Raw genomic sequence first — 17,047 nt, forward strand, 5'->3', positions numbered from 1 at the left:
CGGGGTATCTCAAAAATACGGTGCGCGGTTTTACCTCAAGACTTTTCGAGGTTGCCCAGAATGTGACCGTGCACACGCATGCAGACCTTCAAATCCGCCTCATCGACACCCTGGAACAGCTCGTGGCGCAGTTGTGTGGCAATGGTTTCGATTTGTTCGATCAACGGCCGGGCCGGAGCACACAGGACAATTTTTTTCGCCCGGCGGTCTTCCACCACCGATTGGCGCTGCACCAGGCCTTGGCTTTCCAGGCTGTCGAGCAAACGGGCCAGGGTCGGCCCTTCGACGCCGACGCTTTGCGCCAGTTCGCGCTGGGTCGGGGCTTCATCGAAGCGCGCCAGGTGCAGCAGCACCAGCCAGCGCGCCTGGGACAAGCCCAGGCCAGCCAAACGGCGGTCCAGTTCGGCACGCCAGCCGCGCGACATCTGGGCCAATTGCATGCCAAAACGGTGTTGATCGGTTAACGGCATAAAAAACTCATGATTAGACTGAAATAGAGAAAAACTAATTATTAGTCAGCTAAGCATGACCTTTGGCTATAGGCAAGGTTTGCTCTGTACTGAATCGTTACATCTATGCGCACGGTCACTTAAATCTCGAATTCCGACTGCAGCGCCGCACGAACGCAGTACAAAACCCCTTCCGGCACACGACCGGCAAACAACGCCGCGATCTCTGCTACCGGCGGCAACTCGCCTTCGCCGTCGAGGAACGCGTCCTGGATTTCGCCCATCAACTCTTCCGGCAAGTCCAGCGCCTGTTCCAGCGACAACTGCTGCTTGCCGATCGCTTCGGCGAGCATGGTGTAGACGTTCTTCTCCGAGCATTGCAGCTGACCGGCAATCTGCAGCGGCGTCATGCCGGCTCGGGCCAGGGTGATCAGTTCGTGACGGACGTCGGCCACCACTTTTGGCGCCTCGACCTGGCCGCCGAGCACTTCGAGGAAGGCTTCGCCGTAACGCTCGAGCTTGCGAGCGCCGACGCCGCTGACCGTGGCCATTTCCGCCAGCGAGGTCGGCTGGCTGCGGAGCATTTCCAGCAAGGTCGAATCGGGGAAGATGACATATGGCGGCACGCCGTGTTCTTCGGCGAGCTTGCGGCGCAGGGCCCGCAACGCTTCCCACTGTTCGCGCTCTTCGCCACGCACCAATTGGCTCGCCTGGCTCTTGCTGCTTTTGGCGGTGGTTTGCGGCTTGAGGTCGCGGCGCAGTTCCAGGGTCACTTCGCCCTTGAGCAGCGGTCGGCAGGTGTCGCTCAGGCGCAGGCCGCCGTAGCCTTCAAGGTCAATGTCCGCCAGGCCACGGGCCACCAACTGGCGGAACAGCGAGCGCCATTCGCTCTCGCCTATCGCCTTGCCGACCCCGTAGACCGACAGATGCTGATGGCCGAAGCTGCGGACTTTTTCGTTGTCCTTGCCCAGCAGCACGTCCACCAGATGCCCGACGCCGTAGCGCTGGCCGGTACGATAAATCGCCGAGAGCGCCTGCCGGGCCGGCTCGGTGGCGTCCCAGGTCTGCACGCCGTCGACGCAGTTGTCGCAGTGGCCGCAAGGCTCGGGCATGTCTTCGTCGAAGTAAGCCAGCAGGGTCTGGCGACGGCAGCGGGTTTCTTCGCAGAGCGAGAGCATGGCGTCGAGCTTGTGCTGCTCCAGACGCTTGTGGCGCTCGTCGCCTTCGGAGTTTTGCAGCATCTGCTTGAGCATCACCACGTCTTGCAGGCCGTAGGCCATCCAGGCGTCCGCCGGCAAGCCGTCACGGCCGCCACGACCGGTTTCCTGGTAATACGCCTCAAGGGATTTCGGCAAATCAAGGTGCGCGACAAAGCGCACGTTGGGTTTGTCGATGCCCATGCCGAACGCCACGGTGGCGACCATGATCAGGCCTTCCTCGTTAAGGAAGCGCTTCTGGTGGTGGGACCGGGTTTCGTTGGGCAGGCCGGCGTGGTACGGCAGCGCCGGGAAGCCTTGTTCACTGAGGAACACCGCCACTTCGTCGACTTTCTTGCGCGACAGGCAGTAAACGATGCCGGCATCGCTGCGCCGCTCGGCGAGGAACGCCAGCAATTGCTTGCGTGGCTGCTCCTTGGGGACGATGCGGTAGAAAATATTGGGACGGTCGAAGCTCGACAGAAAGCGCTCGGCATCCTGCAAATGCAGGCGATCGACGATTTCTTCGCGGGTGCGCTTGTCGGCGGTGGCGGTCAGGGCGATGCGCGGGACGTTGGGAAACAGTTCCGCCAACTGGCCCAATTGCAGGTATTCGCGGCGGAAATCATGACCCCATTGGGATACGCAATGCGCTTCGTCGATGGCGAACAGGGCGATTTCGAGGCTTTGCAGGAAGGCCAGCATCCGTGGCTGCACCAGGCGCTCGGGCGCCAGGTAGAGCATTTTCACTTCTCCGCGCTTGATCCGTGCGGCCAGGTCGCGCTGTTGCTCGGCGCTCAGGGTCGAATTCAACGCGGCGGCCGCGACGCCCAGTTCTTCGAGGGTCGCGACCTGGTCGTCCATCAAAGCGATCAGCGGCGACACCACCACCGCCAGGCCTTCGCGCAGCAGCGCCGGAACCTGGAAGCACAAGGACTTGCCGCCACCGGTGGGCATCAGCACCAGGGCGTCGCCGCCATTGGCCACGCGCTCAATGATTGCACCCTGGCGGCCACGGAAACTGTCGTAGCCGAAGATGTCCTTGAGGACGCGTTGAGCCTGTTCGAGCATAAAAACTCCAAAAATCACCGAAACATCCCTGCAAGGCTGGTTCAGAACCACGCAGGCTGCACTGACAAATCGTAAGTACGCATTGCATGACGCTTCACATCTCAGCCGCGACGCCAGCAGGGCATCACAAAACGCGCGAGTATACCCGAGCCCTTCCCGGCAAAGGGTGCCGCTGATAAGACACATCAGGACAAACACTGATCCCGTGTAGGAGTTGCCGCAGGCTGCGATCTTTTGATGAGGCGGTGCGCATCGAGGGCAAATATCCCGCGCGGCTGGCCTGAGGGCTCAAGAAGGCCTAGAATTCCCGCATCTGTTTAATTCCCCAAGGTAGCTTTTAATGTCCTTCGCTGAGCAACTAACCCGCCTGCAAGTCTTCCTCGACGCTGATGAACTGCATGACGAGGCGCTGGACTACGTGGCCGCCCACGGCTACCTCACCGCGCTGTCCATCTGTTCCGAAAGCGTTCCCGACCGTGAATGGATCGACGCCCTCTTCGCCGAAGAGCCGCATTACGCCGACGACACCGAGCGTGAAGCGATCGAATCCACTCTGCTGGCCCTCAAGGCTCACATCGCCCGCCAACTGGCGTCCGACGAAGAATTCGAGCTGCCGTGCGACCTGGACCTGGGCGAAGAGCCGGACGATTCCGACCTGCGCGGCTGGTGCATTGGCTTTATGGAAGGCGTGTTCCTGCGCGAAGCGGCCTGGTTCGAAACCGCTGAAGACGAAGTCAGCGAAATGCTGCTGCCGATCATGGTCGGTTCCGGTCTGTTCGACGAGCAGCCGGAGTTCGAAGACATCGCCAAGGACGCCAACCTGATGGACGACATGATCGTGCAGATCCCGGAAGCCCTGACCGCGTTGTACCTGCTGTGCCAGGCACCCGACGAAAAACCGGCGATCCTCAAGCCACGTCACCACTAAGGTTTTGCCTATGGACAACCCCATAGGCAACCGCTCCCTGATGTTGCGCTACGTGCTGCTGGCCATCGGCTGGCTGAGCGTGGCGTTGGGGGTGATCGGGATTTTCCTGCCGGTGCTGCCCACCACGCCGTTCCTGCTGCTGGCGGCCGCGTGCTTTGCCCGCAGTTCGCCGCGTTTCTATCAATGGCTGGTCGAACATCCGCGGCTTGGGCCGTGGATTCGCGACTACCTGGACGGCAACGGCATCCCGCTCAAGGGCAAGGTCTACGCCATCGGCCTGATGTGGGCGAGCATTCTGTTTTCCTGCTACCTGGTGCCGCTGCCGTGGGCGCGGGGGTTTATGTTGACCAGTGCGGTGTTGGTCACGGTCTACATCCTCAAGCAAAAAACCCTTCAAAAACCCTGATCCTATCTCCGTGGTAAAGGGCTTTTGGTTGATCGTTCCCACGCTCTGCGTGGGAATGCCTCAACGGACGCTCCGCGTTCGGCTTCAGAGGGGACGCGGAGCGTCCCGGGCTGCATTCCCACGCAGAGCGTGGGAACGATCGGGCGCCGCCGGTCCGACGATCAACCCTCCCCCAGCCAAAACACCACCTAAACTCCAGTCATCTGCACCCGAGCAGCCAGACATGTCTTGCAGTCGGCGTAGTCCAGGATGGCCAGCGCTCCGACTTCGGTTCGGCGGTTGGCTGCTGGCGGTTTTTTTGCTGGCCGGGTTGGGCCGTGTCTGTGCCGATTGGGATTTCGGGCTGATCCTGCAAACCGCCGAACAACGCTACGGCCCCCTCGGCCCGGCCCAGGGGCGGATCGAGGCCTGGAACCAGATGCTGCACAGCGAACGCAACCAGCCAGAACGCGAACAACTGAATGCGGTCAATCGCTTCTTCAATCAGCAATTGAGTTTTCAGGACGACAGCCGCATCTGGCAGCAGATCGATTACTGGGCCACGCCTGAAGAGTCCTTGATCAAGGGCGCCGGCGATTGCGAGGACTATGCCCTGGCGAAATATTTCAGCCTGCGTCAGCTCGGGGTGCCCAGCGAGCAACTGCGCATTACCTACGTCAAGGCCCTGACCCAGAACCAGGCACACATGGTGCTGACCTTCTACAGTAGCCCCACGGCCGATCCGCTGGTGCTGGACAACCTGATCGGCGAGATCCGCCCCGCCTCGCAACGCAAAGACCTGCTGCCGGTGTACGCCTTCAACGCCGAAGGCCTGTATTTGCCTGGGGCCAATGGTGGCAAGCGCAGCAGCGATTCGAAAAAGCTGTCGCGCTGGCAAGACGTGTTGAAAAAGATGCAGGCCGAAGGGTTCGCCGTGGGCGACGGCTAGCCGCCAGAGCAAGGAGCGTTTTATGTCACTGCGCAAACAATTGTTTCTCGCCATTTGCCTGTTTCTGCTGGTGGCGTTCAGCGGCAGTTTTTTTGTCAGCCTGGAAAGCTCCCGCGAGCAAATGCTCGGACAATTGCGCTCCCATGCCCAGGACGCCGCCACCGCGTTGGGGCTGTCGCTGACCACGCAGATCGACGACCCGGCGATGATTGAATTGATGGTCAGCTCGATTTTCGACAGTGGCTATTTCAGCAGCATCCGCGTCGTCAACATCGTCGATGAACAGGTGCTGGTGGAGCGCGACGCCCCTGCGCGGATCGAGGGCGTGCCCGAGTGGTTCGTGCGCCTGGTAAACCTGCACGCGCAAGGGGGCGACGCGTTGATCATGCGCGGCTGGGAGCAAGTGGCGCGGGTCGAAGTGCTGAGCAATCCGCAGTTCGCGTTGGCCAAGCTCTGGGACAGCACCCTTGGCAGCCTGGCCTGGTTGCTGCTGTGCGGCGTGTTCAGCGCGATGTTCGGCGGCTGGCTGCTGCGTCGGCAATTGCGCCCGCTGGACAAGATGGTCAAACAGGCCGAAGCCATCAGCAAACGGGAATTTCTGAGCCTGCCGAAACTGCCGCGTACACCTGAGCTGAAACGGGTGGTGCTGGCGATGAACCAGATGGTCGAAAAGCTCAAGGCGCTGTTCGCCGAAGAAGCGGCGCGCAGTGAAAAGCTGCGGGCCGACTCCTATCAGGACAGCCTCACGGGCTTGGCCAACCGTCGCTTGCTGGATGAGCAATTGGCCGATCATTTGCTGGTCAGCGAACAAAGCAGCGACGGCCATTTGCTGATGCTGCGGATCAACGACCTCGCCGGCCTCAACCAGCGACTGGGCGGCCAGCGCACCGATGCCTTGATCGGCGTTGTCGGCGAGTTGCTCAAGCGCCTGACGCAACTGCCGGAGCGGCGCACCTGGCTGGCAGCGCGTAATCGCGGCGGCGAATTCAGCCTGCTGACCCCGGGCCTGGACGACAAGGACGCCGCGCGCCTGTGCGCCGAAATCAGCGCCACCCTGGAAAACCTGCGCCTGACCGGTGCCAGCGACAGCATGCCGGTGGCGCACCTGGGCATCGTCGCCTACCAACCGGGCGAGCCCGCCGGCGAGGTGCTGCTGCGCCTCGATCAGGCCTTGACCCAGGCTCAGCAACATCCCGAGCGGCCGTGGGTACACCTGGATCATTCCAGCACCGCGCCAAACCAATCCCAACACGATTGGCGCAACTGGATCGACGACGCCCTGACCCACGGCAAGCTGCAGCTGTATTTCCAACCGGTGGTGCAATGCGCCGACACAAGCCAAGTGCTGCACCACAAAGTCCTCGCCCGCCTGCTCGACCCACAGGGCGAAGCGATTGCCGCCGGGCACTTCCTGCCGTGGATCGAACGCCTCGGCTGGTCGGCCCGCTTCGACCTGGCCATGCTCGACGCCACCCTCGACTACCTCGCGGTCAATCGCTGGCCCCTGGCGTTGAGCCTGTCCGGCACCACCCTGCGCGATCCGGCGTCGCTGCAACAGATCGTGCAGTCCCTCGACTCCCTGCCGGAACTCGCGCCGCTGCTGATCCTGGAAATCGACGAACGCCAACTGCCGCCCCCGGACGAATTGCAGCGCCTGAGCCACAACTTGCTCAACACCGGTTACCGCATCGGCTTGCAGCATTTCGGCGGGAGTTTCAGCCAGATCGGCAACTTGACGCAGTTGGGGTTGGCGTACTTGAAAATTGATGGGAGTTACATTCGCGGGATTGATGAGCAGCGTGATAAACGGCTCTTTATCGAAGCGATATTCAGGGCGACTAACAGCATTGATTTACCGTTGATTGCAGAGAGGGTTGAAACGCAGGGCGAGTTGGAAGCGATCAAGTCCCTAGGGTTATTTGGGGTCATGGGGCGGTTGATCGGGCCGCCGGAGCCGATGTGAGTTCGTCAGATAACCGCGTTATCGTCTTCACGAGCAGGCTCGTTCCCACAGGAGGATGGTGCGGGACGCAGCATTATTGATCGTTCCCACGCTCCGCGTGGGAATGCAGCCCGCGACGCTCCGCGTCCCATTCAAAGCCGAACGCGGAGCGTCCGTTGAGGCATTCCCACGCGGAGCGTGGGAACGATCCCCGCGGTAGAAAAGGGGACGTATTTATTTATCAATTCGACGTAGTAAAAAACCGTCCTGAGTGAGCAGTAAACGGAGATGTTTAATCAACATCTCCAGACACTCTCTCACCCTACATACCCTTGCGTAGCGGCCTACAGCTACGCCAGAATCCGCCGGCTTGTGCGCCTTGGGGTCGGGTTTTATCGTTTGCGGGTAGCTGAAACATCAGCGATCGGATTTGACCGTCCGACTCAATCAAGGCGCCCCAGCGTCCAAGACCTGTTTCAGGAAATCGTCTGAAGCATCGTGTCGCGGTGGCTGTGCGTGGGACACCTTCGGGTGTGCCGGATTCCTTGATTTCCGGTCGGTCAACCCGCGTACAGCTGCCACCTTATTCGGTTGACCGCGAACCGTGGCGGCTTCATTAATCAAGGAGCAGCACCATGTTCAAAGCCACACCCAACCCTCCGCGCAAGCCCAGTCCGTTTTTCCTGGTTGCACCCGGCATCAACACCGAAAGCCTGTTGGCCAACGCCTGTGAATCTCTGGCCTCGGCCCATGTCATGGCCAACGATCTTGCAGGCTTCCTGGAAAGTCCTCACCGCCACACATTGCTCGGCATCGCGCAGGTCATCATGCTCGGCGAACTGACGGTGAATCGGGCGCTGGATAACCTCGACCCGAAGGGCTAACGCGGATTGATCGTTCCCACGCTCCCGCGTGGGAATGCAGCCCGGGACGCTCCGCGTCCCATTCAAAGCCGAACGCGGAGCGTCCGTTGAGGCATTCCCACGCAGAGCGTGGGAACGATCCCCGCGACCACAAAAAAACCCGCCATCCCCTTTCAAAAGGATGGCGGGTTTTGTCGTTTCAGCTTTACGGCATCAAACGGTATCCACCTTCAACGAATGGTCATTGAGCATGCCAGTGATGATGGTCGCCGTGTCGTGCCCGCCCGCCACCACGCCGCCCGCTCCTGGCGTGACGCCGTAGTGGCTGGCGAGGTTGACGCCGGCCAGGTCGATGGTCTGGTTCGGCATGGCGCCGGCCATGGCGCTGACGTCGATGCTGGTGACCAGGCTTGCGCCGCTGCCGGTGACTTTGAAGTGCAGGTAGTCATCCAGCGACGCCGCCGTGCCGTTTTCGCCTTGCAGCAGTTGTGACAGGTCGAGTTTGTCGGTGCCGGGGGTGAAGTCTGTGACCACGTCGTGGCCGCTGTTGCCGGCCAGCCACTGGAAGGTGTCGGCGCCCGCGCCGCCGGTTAGGGTGTTGTTGCCCAGGCCGCCGATGAGGAAGTCGTCGCCGCCGCCACCGTTGAGCACGTCGTTGCCCAGGCCACCGTTGATCACGTTGCTGTTGTTGTCTCCGGTGAGGGTGTCATTGAAGTTGGAGCCGGTCAGGTTCTCGATGCCCGTGAGGGTGTCGGTGCCGGCACCGAGGGTGTTTTGTGCGGTGAGCAGCCCCAGGTTGACGGTGACGCCGGCCGTGGCGTGGGCGTAGCTGGCGGTATCGGTGCCGGTGCCGCCGTCGAGCAGGTCATTGCCCGGTCCGCTGTACAACAAGTCGTTGCCGGCGCCGCCGTGCAATTCGTTGTTGCCTGAGCCTGCGGTGAGCACGTCGTTGCCGTCGCCGGCGTTGAGGATGTTGTTGCCGGTGCCGGCCACCAACACGTCATCGCCCGAAGTGCCGGTGAGGGTGTGGCCGTCCTGGTAGCTGATGGTCACGTTCGCCGTGTCGCTGCCGCCATGGTTGTCGTTGGCGGTGTAGGTGCCGTGGTAGTCCGGGGTGAGGTCGTGGGCCCCGGCGTAGTTGACGGTCATGGTCAGTTGATAGTTCTCGGACCCCGAGGTGTTACTGCCACTGGTGTTGGTGATGTTGGTGACGTGGATCTTGTAGGTGCCATCGGACGTCGCGGTGATGGTCCCGCCGTCGGCGATGGTCACGAACGCACCGCCATTGAGCGAGTACTCCATGGTGACGTGACCGGCCGCCAGGTTGTGGTCCAGGTTGAGGGTTTCGCCCTGTTTCAGTTTGACGGTGATGAGGTCTTCATCGTTGGCGTTGGCACTGGTGACCGTGCCCAAGTAGCCGCTGATCACCAGCACGGCGGTCATCGCTGCCGTGTTGGCCGCAAACGAGTTACGCACATCCGCCAGTGCCTGGTTGGCGGCGTTGTTGCCGGTGCCGGCGAAGCTGATCGCGCCAGTGCCGGTGAAGTCCGCGCCCTTGGCCACCCAGCCGGTGTTGAACGTGGTCGGGGTGGCCGTCATCGGATCGCCATTGGCGTCGGTGTCGTTGGCCAGCAACAATTCGCCCGGCACCACGATGGTGCTCGACAACACGTTGGTAATGATGTGGTCATCGACCGCTACCGGTGGCGCGTTCGGGATCACTTTGACCGTCAGTGTCGAGCTGGCCAGGTCGCCATCGTTGTCGCTGACGGTGAAGCCGATGTTTTCAGTGATCACCACGGCGGTGGTTTTCTGCGAGGTGTAGGTGTATTCGCCGGTGTCGAGGTTCACCACCAGCGTACCGCTGTTGTTGGTGGCGATGCTGATGGTGTTGTTCACCGTGTTGAATGTGCCGTGGTTAGTGCCACTGAAGGTCAGCGAACCCTGGTTGCTGTTGCCTTTCGGGTCGTAGGTGTAAGTGGTGCCATCGATCACGATGGTTTTGATGAAGCCGCCATCGGCGCCGAACGAGCCGCCCTCCAGCAGCGTGCCAGTCACAGGTGCACCCTGCACCGTGCCCGAGAGCACCGAGTTGAGTTGGTTGAGGTCGGTGACCACCACCGCGTTGGTGTTGGTGTGGGTGCTGCCGTCGTAGGCCAGCGGGTCGAGGTTGGCGTTGCTGACGCCACTGCCCAGCCCAATTGCATAGTTCTTGATGCCATTGGCGTCGAGGAAGTTTTTCAGCGCGGCCTCGTCCGCCGTGCCGATGTCCCCTTCGTTAGGTTTGCCGTCAGAGAAGAAATACCCGACGTTCTGCGCCCCGGTGAGTTTTCCCGAGGTGTTGAACGCAGTTTGCAGGGTCGCCACAGCCGCGTCGTAGTTGGTGCCACCCCCAGCGGTAAGGCCGGCGATGATCGACTTGGCCGTCGCCACATCGACCCACACGGTGGTTTTGTCGGTGGCGCTACTGCTGAAGGTGACGATCTGCACTTTCACATCACCCAGGTCATCGTATTTGTCGAGCAAGGCACTGATCGCCTGTTTCGCCAGCGCCAGCCGCGACAGGCCTGGCACCCCGGAGGCGTCGGCCATACTGCCGGAGACGTCAATGACCAGCAGCAAGTTGGAATCGACTTCCACCGCCGTCACCGAACGGTCCGACGCCACGGCTTTTGGCACGTCATCGACGATGTTGACCACGATGGTGCTGGTGGTGCTGTTGCCCAGCGCATCGGTGGCTTTGTAGGTGAAACTTTCGCTCAGGGTGTTCGGCCCATCGTTGGCATTCGGCGAGGTTTTCGGCGCCGAGGTCAACGTGTAGGTGTAACTGCCGTCCGGGTTGATCAGGATTTGCCCGTAGGTCCCGGTGGCGCTGCCGACCACGCTGTACGTCAACGGACCGGTGCCGCCGGTGACCGAACCGACCAGCGTGCCCGTGGCAGTTTCGCCAGTGCTGGTAGGGTCGCTGCCGGTGACCGTGCCGGGGGCCAGGTCGAGTCCATCCTTGCTCAGATCGAGGGCTTTTTCGAAGACCGTCACGTCCTGATCGACCACCGCTTTGAGGCCGCTGTCGGTGACGTTGATGGTGAGGGTGGTGGTGCTTTCGTCACCGTCGGAATCGCGCACGGTGTAGACGAAGGTATCGGTCGCTCCCGCCACGCCGACCGAGTTCGGGTTGCTGTGGTACACGGCGTTGCCCGCCGCATCCAGGGTCAGGTAGCCGTAGGTGCCGTTGATGTTGGTGCCCAAGCCGCCCACCGCCGAGGTCCCGGTGTTGCTGCCGGCGCGCACGCCGATCACCGCGCCGCCCGCCGCTGCGCCGTCGGCACCGAGCACGTCGTTGCCGAGCACGCTTACGTTGACGGTCGCGCCTTCGGCCACGGTGCTGGTGTCTGGAGCAGCGGTTGGCAGGTCATCGACGATGTTGACGTTGATCTGCCCCGACGCCGTGCTGCCGTCCGCATCCGTCGCCACCACGTTGATGTTTTCGGTGATGCTGTTGGCGCCGTTGGCGGTCGGGTGGCTTTCGTTATCCACCAGGGTGTAGCTGTAGCTGACCACGCCGGTGCTCGCGTTGTAACCGGTGACGGTGAACGTACTGCCGAGCGCGGTGGTGACCGATTGCGGGAAGCCTGCCGCCACGCCGCCGGCAACGACATGAATGCCGCCGACATCGAGGGTTTGCAAACCGTCCGGCGCGGTGACGGTGAAGGTGCCGCTCTGGGTCAGCGCTGGCGTGTTGGGGTTGGTGCCGTCGCTGAGGTTTTTCTCGTAGACGGTCAGCTCGCCGCCATTGACGTTGAGGCCATTGAGCGTCACCGGGTCGTCGTTGTTGTGGATGTTCAGCACCAGGTTGGCGGTGCTGGTGTCGCCGTCTGAGTCGGTGAGGGTGTAGGCGAACGTTTCCGTGCCGTTGCCACCGCCGTGCAGGTTTTTGAAGTCTGCATCATTGGTGTTCAGGGTGTAGGTGTAGGTGCCGTTGGCATTCAGCACCAGGGTGCCGTAAGTCCCGGTGAAGGTGCCAGGGGTGACCGGCCCGGCGTTCGGTCCAGTGGCGACCTGGTCCGCGCCCTGAATGTCGTTGGTCAGGACGTTGCCGTTGAGCGTCAACGCGGTCTCCGACGCCGCGACAGCATTACTGTCGTTCACGGCCTGCGGTACGTCATCGACGATCTGCACGACGATGGTGCTGGTGCTGATGTTACCCAGCGAATCGGTGGCCTGGTAGGTGAAGCTTTCAGTCAGCGAATTGGCACCGTCGTCGGCATGCGGTGTGGTGCTCGCAGGCGATGTCAGGGTGTAGGTATAGGTGCCGTTGGGGTTGAGCTGGATCTGGCCAAAGTTGCCATTGGCGCTGCCCACCAGGGTGTAAGTGATCGCGCCGATCGCCCCGGTGACCGAGCCAACCAGCGTGCCGCTGGCGGTTTCGCCGGTGCTGGTCGGGTCGCTGCCGACGACGGTGCCGGCCGCCAGGTCCTGGCCATCTTTTGTCAGGTCCAGGGCTTTTTCGTAGACGGTCACGTCGGTATCGCTGACCGCTTTGATGCAGCTGTTCGACACGTCGATGGTGATGGTAGTGGTGCTTTCATCGCCATCGGCATCGCGCACGGTGTAGGTGAATACATCGGTGGCGCCCGGGCCGTTCACCGCGTTCGGATTGCTGTGATAGACCGCGTTGCCGTTGGCATCCAGGGTCAGGTAACCGTAGGTGCCGTTGATGTTCGAGCCCAAGCCACCGATGGCCGAGGTCGAGGTGTCGCCACCGGCGCGCACGCCGACAACAGCACCCGTAACGGCCGGGCCGTCGGCACCGCCGATGTCGTTATCCAGCACATTGCCCGAGACCGTTGCCCCCTCGGCCACCGAAGCGCTGTCCGGGTGCGCCGTCGGCAAGTCGTCGACGATGTTGACATTGATTTGATTGGTGGCCGTGCTGCCGTCGGTGTCCGTCGCCACCACGTTGAAGTTTTCGGTGATGCTGTTCGCACCGTTGGCGTTCGGATGGGTTTCGGTGCCTACCAGGGTGTAGCTGTAGCTGACGACGCCAGTAGTCGCGTCGTAACCGGTGACGGTCAGCGTGCTGCCGAGCGGCGTGACGATCGATTGCGGGAAGCCGGCAGCCACGCCGCCGACCACCACATGAATGCCGCCGACATCGAGGGTTTGCAAGCCGTCCAGTGCGGTGACGGTGAAGGTGCCGCTCTGGGTCAGGGCTGGCGCGTTGGGGCTGGTGCCGTCGCTGAGGTTTTTCTCGTAGACCGTTAGTTCGCCACCCACGACGTCGAGGCCGTTGAGGGTTACCGGGTCATCGTTGTTGTGGATGTTCAGCACCAGATTGGCGGTGCTGGTATCGCCGTCAGCATCGGTAATGGTGTAGGCGAAGGTTTCCGTGCCGTTGCCATTGCCGTGCAGGTTTTTAAAGTCGACGTCGTTGGTGTTGAGGGTGTAGGTGTAAGTGCCGTTGGCGTTGAGGACCAGGGTGCCGTAAGTGCCGGTGAAGGTGCCAGGAGTCACAGGCCCGGTCGCTACGCGATCCGCGCCTTGCACGTCGTTGGTCAGTACGTTGCCGTTGAGGGTCAACAGGCTTTCCGAGGCCGTGCCGGCGTTGCTGTCGTCCACCGCTTTTGGCACGTCGTCGATGACGTTAACGTCCAGCGAACCATTGGCCGTGGTGCCGTTGTCATCAACCACGGTCACCGCAAATTGCTCAGGCAGATTGTTTGCGCCGTTGGCGGTTGGATGGGTGTCATTGCCGTTCAAGGTATAGCTGTAGCTGACCACGCCGGTGGTTGCGTCGAACCCGGTGATGGTCAACGTGTTGCCCAAACCGGTCGGAATCGATTGCGGGAAACCCGCCGCCACGCCGCCACTGACGACGGTGATGCCGCCGACAATGAGGGTTTGCACGCCATCCAGCGCGGTGATGGTGAACGTGCCGCTTTGGGTCAGCTGGGTGCTGTCAGGGGCGCTGCCGAGACTGAGGTTTTTCTCGTAGACAGTGAGTTCGCCGCCCTCGACGTTCAGGCCATTGATGATGACCGGATCGTCGTTGTTATGGATTTGCAGCACCAGGGTGGCGGTGCTCGCATCCCCGTCGGAGTCAGTGAGGGTGTAGGTGAAATTCTCGGTGCCGTTGCCGCCGCCGTGCAACGCTTTGAAATCAGCGTCACTGGTGTTGAGGGTGTAGGTGTAAGTGCCGTTGGCATTCAACACCAATGTGCCGTAAGTGCCGGTGAAGGTGCCTGGAGTCACAGGCCCGGTCGATACGCGATCCGCGCCTTGCACGTCGTTGGTCAGCACATTGCCGTTCAACGTCAGCAAGGTTTCCGAAGCGGTGCTCGCATTGCTGTCGTCCACCGCTTTTGGCACGTCGTCGATGACATTGACGTCCAGCGAGCCGTTGGCCGTGGTGCCGTTGTCGTCGACCACCGTCACCGCAAATTGCTCAGGCAGATTGTTCGCGCCGCCCGCCGTTGGGTGTGCGTCATTGCCGTTCAAGGTGTAGCTGTAGCTGACCACGCCGGTGGTTGCATCGAACCCGGTGATGGTCAGGGTGTTGCCCAACCCGGTAGAAATCGATTGTGGGAAACCCGCAGCCACGCCGCCGCTGACGACGGTGATGCCGCCGACAGTGAGGGTTTGCACGCCATCAAGGGCGGTGATGGTGAAGGTGCCGCTTTGGGTCAGTGCGGTGGAATCCGGCGCACTGCCCAAGCTTAGGTTTTTCTCGAAAACGGTGAGTTCGCCGCCCTCAACGTTCAGGCCATCGATGATGACCGGATCGTCGTTGTTGTGGATTTGCAGCACCAGGGTGGCGGTGCTCGCATCGCCGTCGGAGTCAGTGAGGGTGTAGGTGAAATTCTCGGTGCCGTTGCCGCCGCCGTGCAGCGCTTTGAAATCCGCATCGCTGGTGTTGAGCGTGTAGGTGTAAGTGCCGTTGGCGTTGAGCACCAACGTGCCGTATGTCCCGGCGAAAGTGCCAGGCGTCACCGGTCCGGTGGCCACCCGATCCGCGCCTTGCGCATCGTTGGTCAGCACATTGCCGTTCAACGTCAGCAGGGTTTCCGAAGCGGTGCTCGCATTGCTGTCGTCCACCGCTTTTGGCACATCATCAATCACATTGACGTCCAGCGAGCCGTTGGCCGTGGTGCCGTTGTCGTCGACCACCGTCACCGCAAATTGCTCAGGCAGATTGTTCGCGCCGCCCGCCGTTGGATGCGCGTCATTGCCGTTCAACGTGTAGCTGTAACTGACCACGCCAGTGGTCGCGTCGAACCCGGTGATGGTCAGGGTGTTGCCCAACCCGGTAGAAATCGATTGTGGGAAACCCGCAGCCACGCCGCCGCTGACGACGGTGATCCCGCCGACACTTAACGTCTGCACGCCATCCAAAGCGGTGATGGTGAACGTCCCGCTCTGAGTCAGCGCCGTGGAATCCGGCGCACTGCCCGAACTGAGGTTTTTCTCGAAAACCGTCAGTTCGCCACCTTCAACGTTCAAGCCGCCCAGCGTGACCGGGTCGTCGTTGTTGTGGATTTGCAGCACCAGGTTGGCAGTGCTGGTATCGCCGTCAGCGTCGGTGAGGGTGTAGGCGAAGGTTTCCGTGCCGTTACCGCCACCGTGCAAGGCTTTGAAATCCGCATCGCTGGTATTCAGCGTGTAGGTGTAGGTGCCGTTGGCATTCAGCACCAGGGTGCCGTAAGTGCCGGTGAAGGTGCCGGGGGTGATCGGGCCGCTGGTTGGGCCGGTCGCAACGCGGTCGGCGCCTTGCACGTCATTCGTCAGCACGTTACCGGTCAACGTCAGCAGCGTTTCAGACGCGGTGCCATTGTTGTCATCCACCGCCTTGGGCACATCGTCGGTGATGTTGATGTCCAGGGAACCGGTCGCGGTATCGCCGTTGGTGTCACCCGCGACCACGGTGAATTGTTCGCTGAGGCTGTTGGCGCCATCGCCGGCCGAATGGGTGTCGTTGCCGTTGAGGGTGTAGCTGTAGCTCACCACGCCGGTGGCCGGGTTGTAGCCGGTGATGGTCAGGGTGTTGCCGAGTTGGGTGGTGATCGATTGCGGGAAACCCGAGGCCGCCCCGCCGCTGATCACGCTGATGCCGCCGATGTTGAGGCTCAGCAGGCCGTCGGGCGCGGTCACGGTGAAGGTGCCGCTCTGGGTCAGGGCCGCCGGATTGCTCGCCGTGCCGTCAGGCAGATTGGCTTCGTTGAGGGTCAGTTCACCGCCCGCGGCGTCGAGGCCGCCGAGGGTCACGATGTTATTCACCGGCGGCGGCACGATCACCGGAGCGTCGTCGTTCTGCTGCACATCGGCGTTGTGCCGTTCTTCAGGAAACTCCGGAATGCCGCCAAAACCGGCAGTCGGGAAACCGATGTTCGGATCGACCCGCCCGCCCACTTCTTCCAGCAGCACGAAACTGTGACCGCCACCCAAGGCACCGCCAGGGGCGCCGCTCGAAGTCGGGCCGGCCGCGGTGGCTTCACCGGTTTGGGTCGGGTCAGCGCCGGCCGCGATGGCTTTTTGCAGTTGTTCGACATCAGTGAGTTGCGCCTGGCTCGGCGTCACCGCTTCAGCGGTGTCCACGTGGGGCACCTGATGCGCGAGCAGTTGGGAAGTCATTTGCAGGCTGCTGCCACGCCCCAGCGTCAGCTCCTGGCCATTTTGCAAATGCACCGCCACCGCGCCTTCGGCCCCGGTGACCAGTTGATCGCCGGCAAACAACCGGTCGCCCTCGACCAACGCGCGTCGGGTACCGTCGGCCGCAACCGCGAACACCTGACCAATGACCTTACTGACGATCCCAATGAGCGTAGCCATGTGCAAATCTCCTGCGCTGCCAACCGCTGTCGGCATCTGGTTGCGCGAAGAACGTGCTCATGGCGAAAGCGGGCTTGTCTGGCGGTCGTCTACCGGAATACGTGTTTACCGAGGTAAAACGCATTCCTGGCGACGTTCTCGCCAAGCGTGTCGTTCGCGGGCCATTTGTCCGGCTCGGCATAAAACCCTCTGCAATCAATGGCATCGGGTTCCAACTGCGGAACAACCTCCCTGCGAGCGATGCGTAACGGTCTTGATTCACTCGAGTGACAAAAAAATGTCACCTCAAAACCGTCCCACTTCCCTCCCCTCCAGCACTTCTCCGCCCTATGTCGCTAAGTGGATGGAACTTTCCTCAAACCCTCTGGAGCTCCCTAGGGCTCATAAATCAAGGGCTTTCGGATTGAACAATGTGCTGGATTTTTCAGAGCGCATAAG

Annotated in this window: 8 protein-coding genes; 5 read left to right on the forward strand and 3 right to left on the reverse strand. The window is 61.8% G+C overall.

From position 1 onward, the window contains the following. Positions 1 to 35 precede the first annotated feature (35 nt). Together HKK53_RS12585 and recQ are read right to left on the reverse strand one after the other, a co-directional pair. Positions 36 to 470, reverse strand: coding sequence for a MarR family transcriptional regulator (locus HKK53_RS12585; protein WP_169371081.1), 435 nt, complete (start codon positions 468 to 470; stop codon positions 36 to 38). A 119-nt stretch (positions 471 to 589) separates the two neighbouring features. Continuing rightward, a complete protein-coding gene (gene recQ / locus HKK53_RS12590) occupies positions 590 to 2,716 on the reverse strand; it encodes a DNA helicase RecQ (protein ID WP_169371082.1) in 2,127 nt (708 codons plus the stop codon). 340 nt (positions 2,717 to 3,056) lie between these two features. On the opposite strand from recQ, the gene HKK53_RS12595 reads away from it, so the two are divergent. From HKK53_RS12595 to HKK53_RS12615, 5 genes are all read left to right on the forward strand, one after another. Then, complete coding sequence (locus HKK53_RS12595) at positions 3,057 to 3,644, forward strand: UPF0149 family protein (protein WP_030130067.1); 588 nt, start codon at positions 3,057 to 3,059, stop codon at positions 3,642 to 3,644. 10 nt (positions 3,645 to 3,654) lie between these two features. Then, positions 3,655 to 4,050 carry a YbaN family protein gene (locus HKK53_RS12600; protein WP_123509075.1) on the forward strand — a complete coding sequence of 132 codons (396 nt, stop codon included), beginning with the start codon at positions 3,655 to 3,657 and terminating at the stop codon, positions 4,048 to 4,050. A 223-nt stretch (positions 4,051 to 4,273) separates the two neighbouring features. Then, on the forward strand, positions 4,274 to 4,978 hold the full coding sequence (lapG, locus tag HKK53_RS12605) for a cysteine protease LapG (RefSeq protein ID WP_169371083.1): 705 nt from the start codon (positions 4,274 to 4,276) through the stop codon (positions 4,976 to 4,978). A gap of 22 nt (positions 4,979 to 5,000) precedes the next feature. Next, positions 5,001 to 6,941: a cyclic di-GMP receptor LapD gene (gene lapD / locus HKK53_RS12610; protein WP_169371084.1), complete on the forward strand. Its 1,941-nt coding sequence runs from the start codon at positions 5,001 to 5,003 to the stop codon at positions 6,939 to 6,941. A 614-nt stretch (positions 6,942 to 7,555) separates the two neighbouring features. After that, on the forward strand, positions 7,556 to 7,804 hold the full coding sequence (locus HKK53_RS12615) for a DUF6124 family protein (RefSeq protein WP_169371085.1): 249 nt from the start codon (positions 7,556 to 7,558) through the stop codon (positions 7,802 to 7,804). A 192-nt stretch (positions 7,805 to 7,996) separates the two neighbouring features. On the opposite strand, the gene HKK53_RS12620 is transcribed toward HKK53_RS12615, so the two are convergent. Next, positions 7,997 to 16,609, reverse strand: a complete 8,613-nt coding sequence (locus HKK53_RS12620; RefSeq protein ID WP_169371086.1) for a retention module-containing protein — start codon at positions 16,607 to 16,609, stop codon at positions 7,997 to 7,999. Positions 16,610 to 17,047: the final 438 nt, after the last annotated feature.

The organism is Pseudomonas sp. ADAK7, assembly GCF_012935675.1.
Classification (GTDB): Bacteria; Pseudomonadota; Gammaproteobacteria; order Pseudomonadales; family Pseudomonadaceae; genus Aquipseudomonas.

Excerpts from the sequence above, each read along its gene's own strand:
- lapG (WP_169371083.1), top strand. The coding sequence starts at position 4,274 with ATGTCTTGCAGTCGGCGTAGTCCAGGATGGCCAGCGCTCCGACTTCGG.
- recQ (WP_169371082.1), bottom strand. The coding sequence starts at position 2,716 with ATGCTCGAACAGGCTCAACGCGTCCTCAAGGACATCTTCGGCTACGAC.
- lapD (WP_169371084.1), top strand. The coding sequence starts at position 5,001 with ATGTCACTGCGCAAACAATTGTTTCTCGCCATTTGCCTGTTTCTGCTG.
- HKK53_RS12595 (WP_030130067.1), top strand. The coding sequence starts at position 3,057 with ATGTCCTTCGCTGAGCAACTAACCCGCCTGCAAGTCTTCCTCGACGCT.
- HKK53_RS12585 (WP_169371081.1), bottom strand. The coding sequence starts at position 470 with ATGCCGTTAACCGATCAACACCGTTTTGGCATGCAATTGGCCCAGATG.
- HKK53_RS12600 (WP_123509075.1), top strand. The coding sequence starts at position 3,655 with ATGGACAACCCCATAGGCAACCGCTCCCTGATGTTGCGCTACGTGCTG.
- HKK53_RS12615 (WP_169371085.1), top strand. The coding sequence starts at position 7,556 with ATGTTCAAAGCCACACCCAACCCTCCGCGCAAGCCCAGTCCGTTTTTC.
- HKK53_RS12620 (WP_169371086.1), bottom strand. The coding sequence starts at position 16,609 with ATGGCTACGCTCATTGGGATCGTCAGTAAGGTCATTGGTCAGGTGTTC.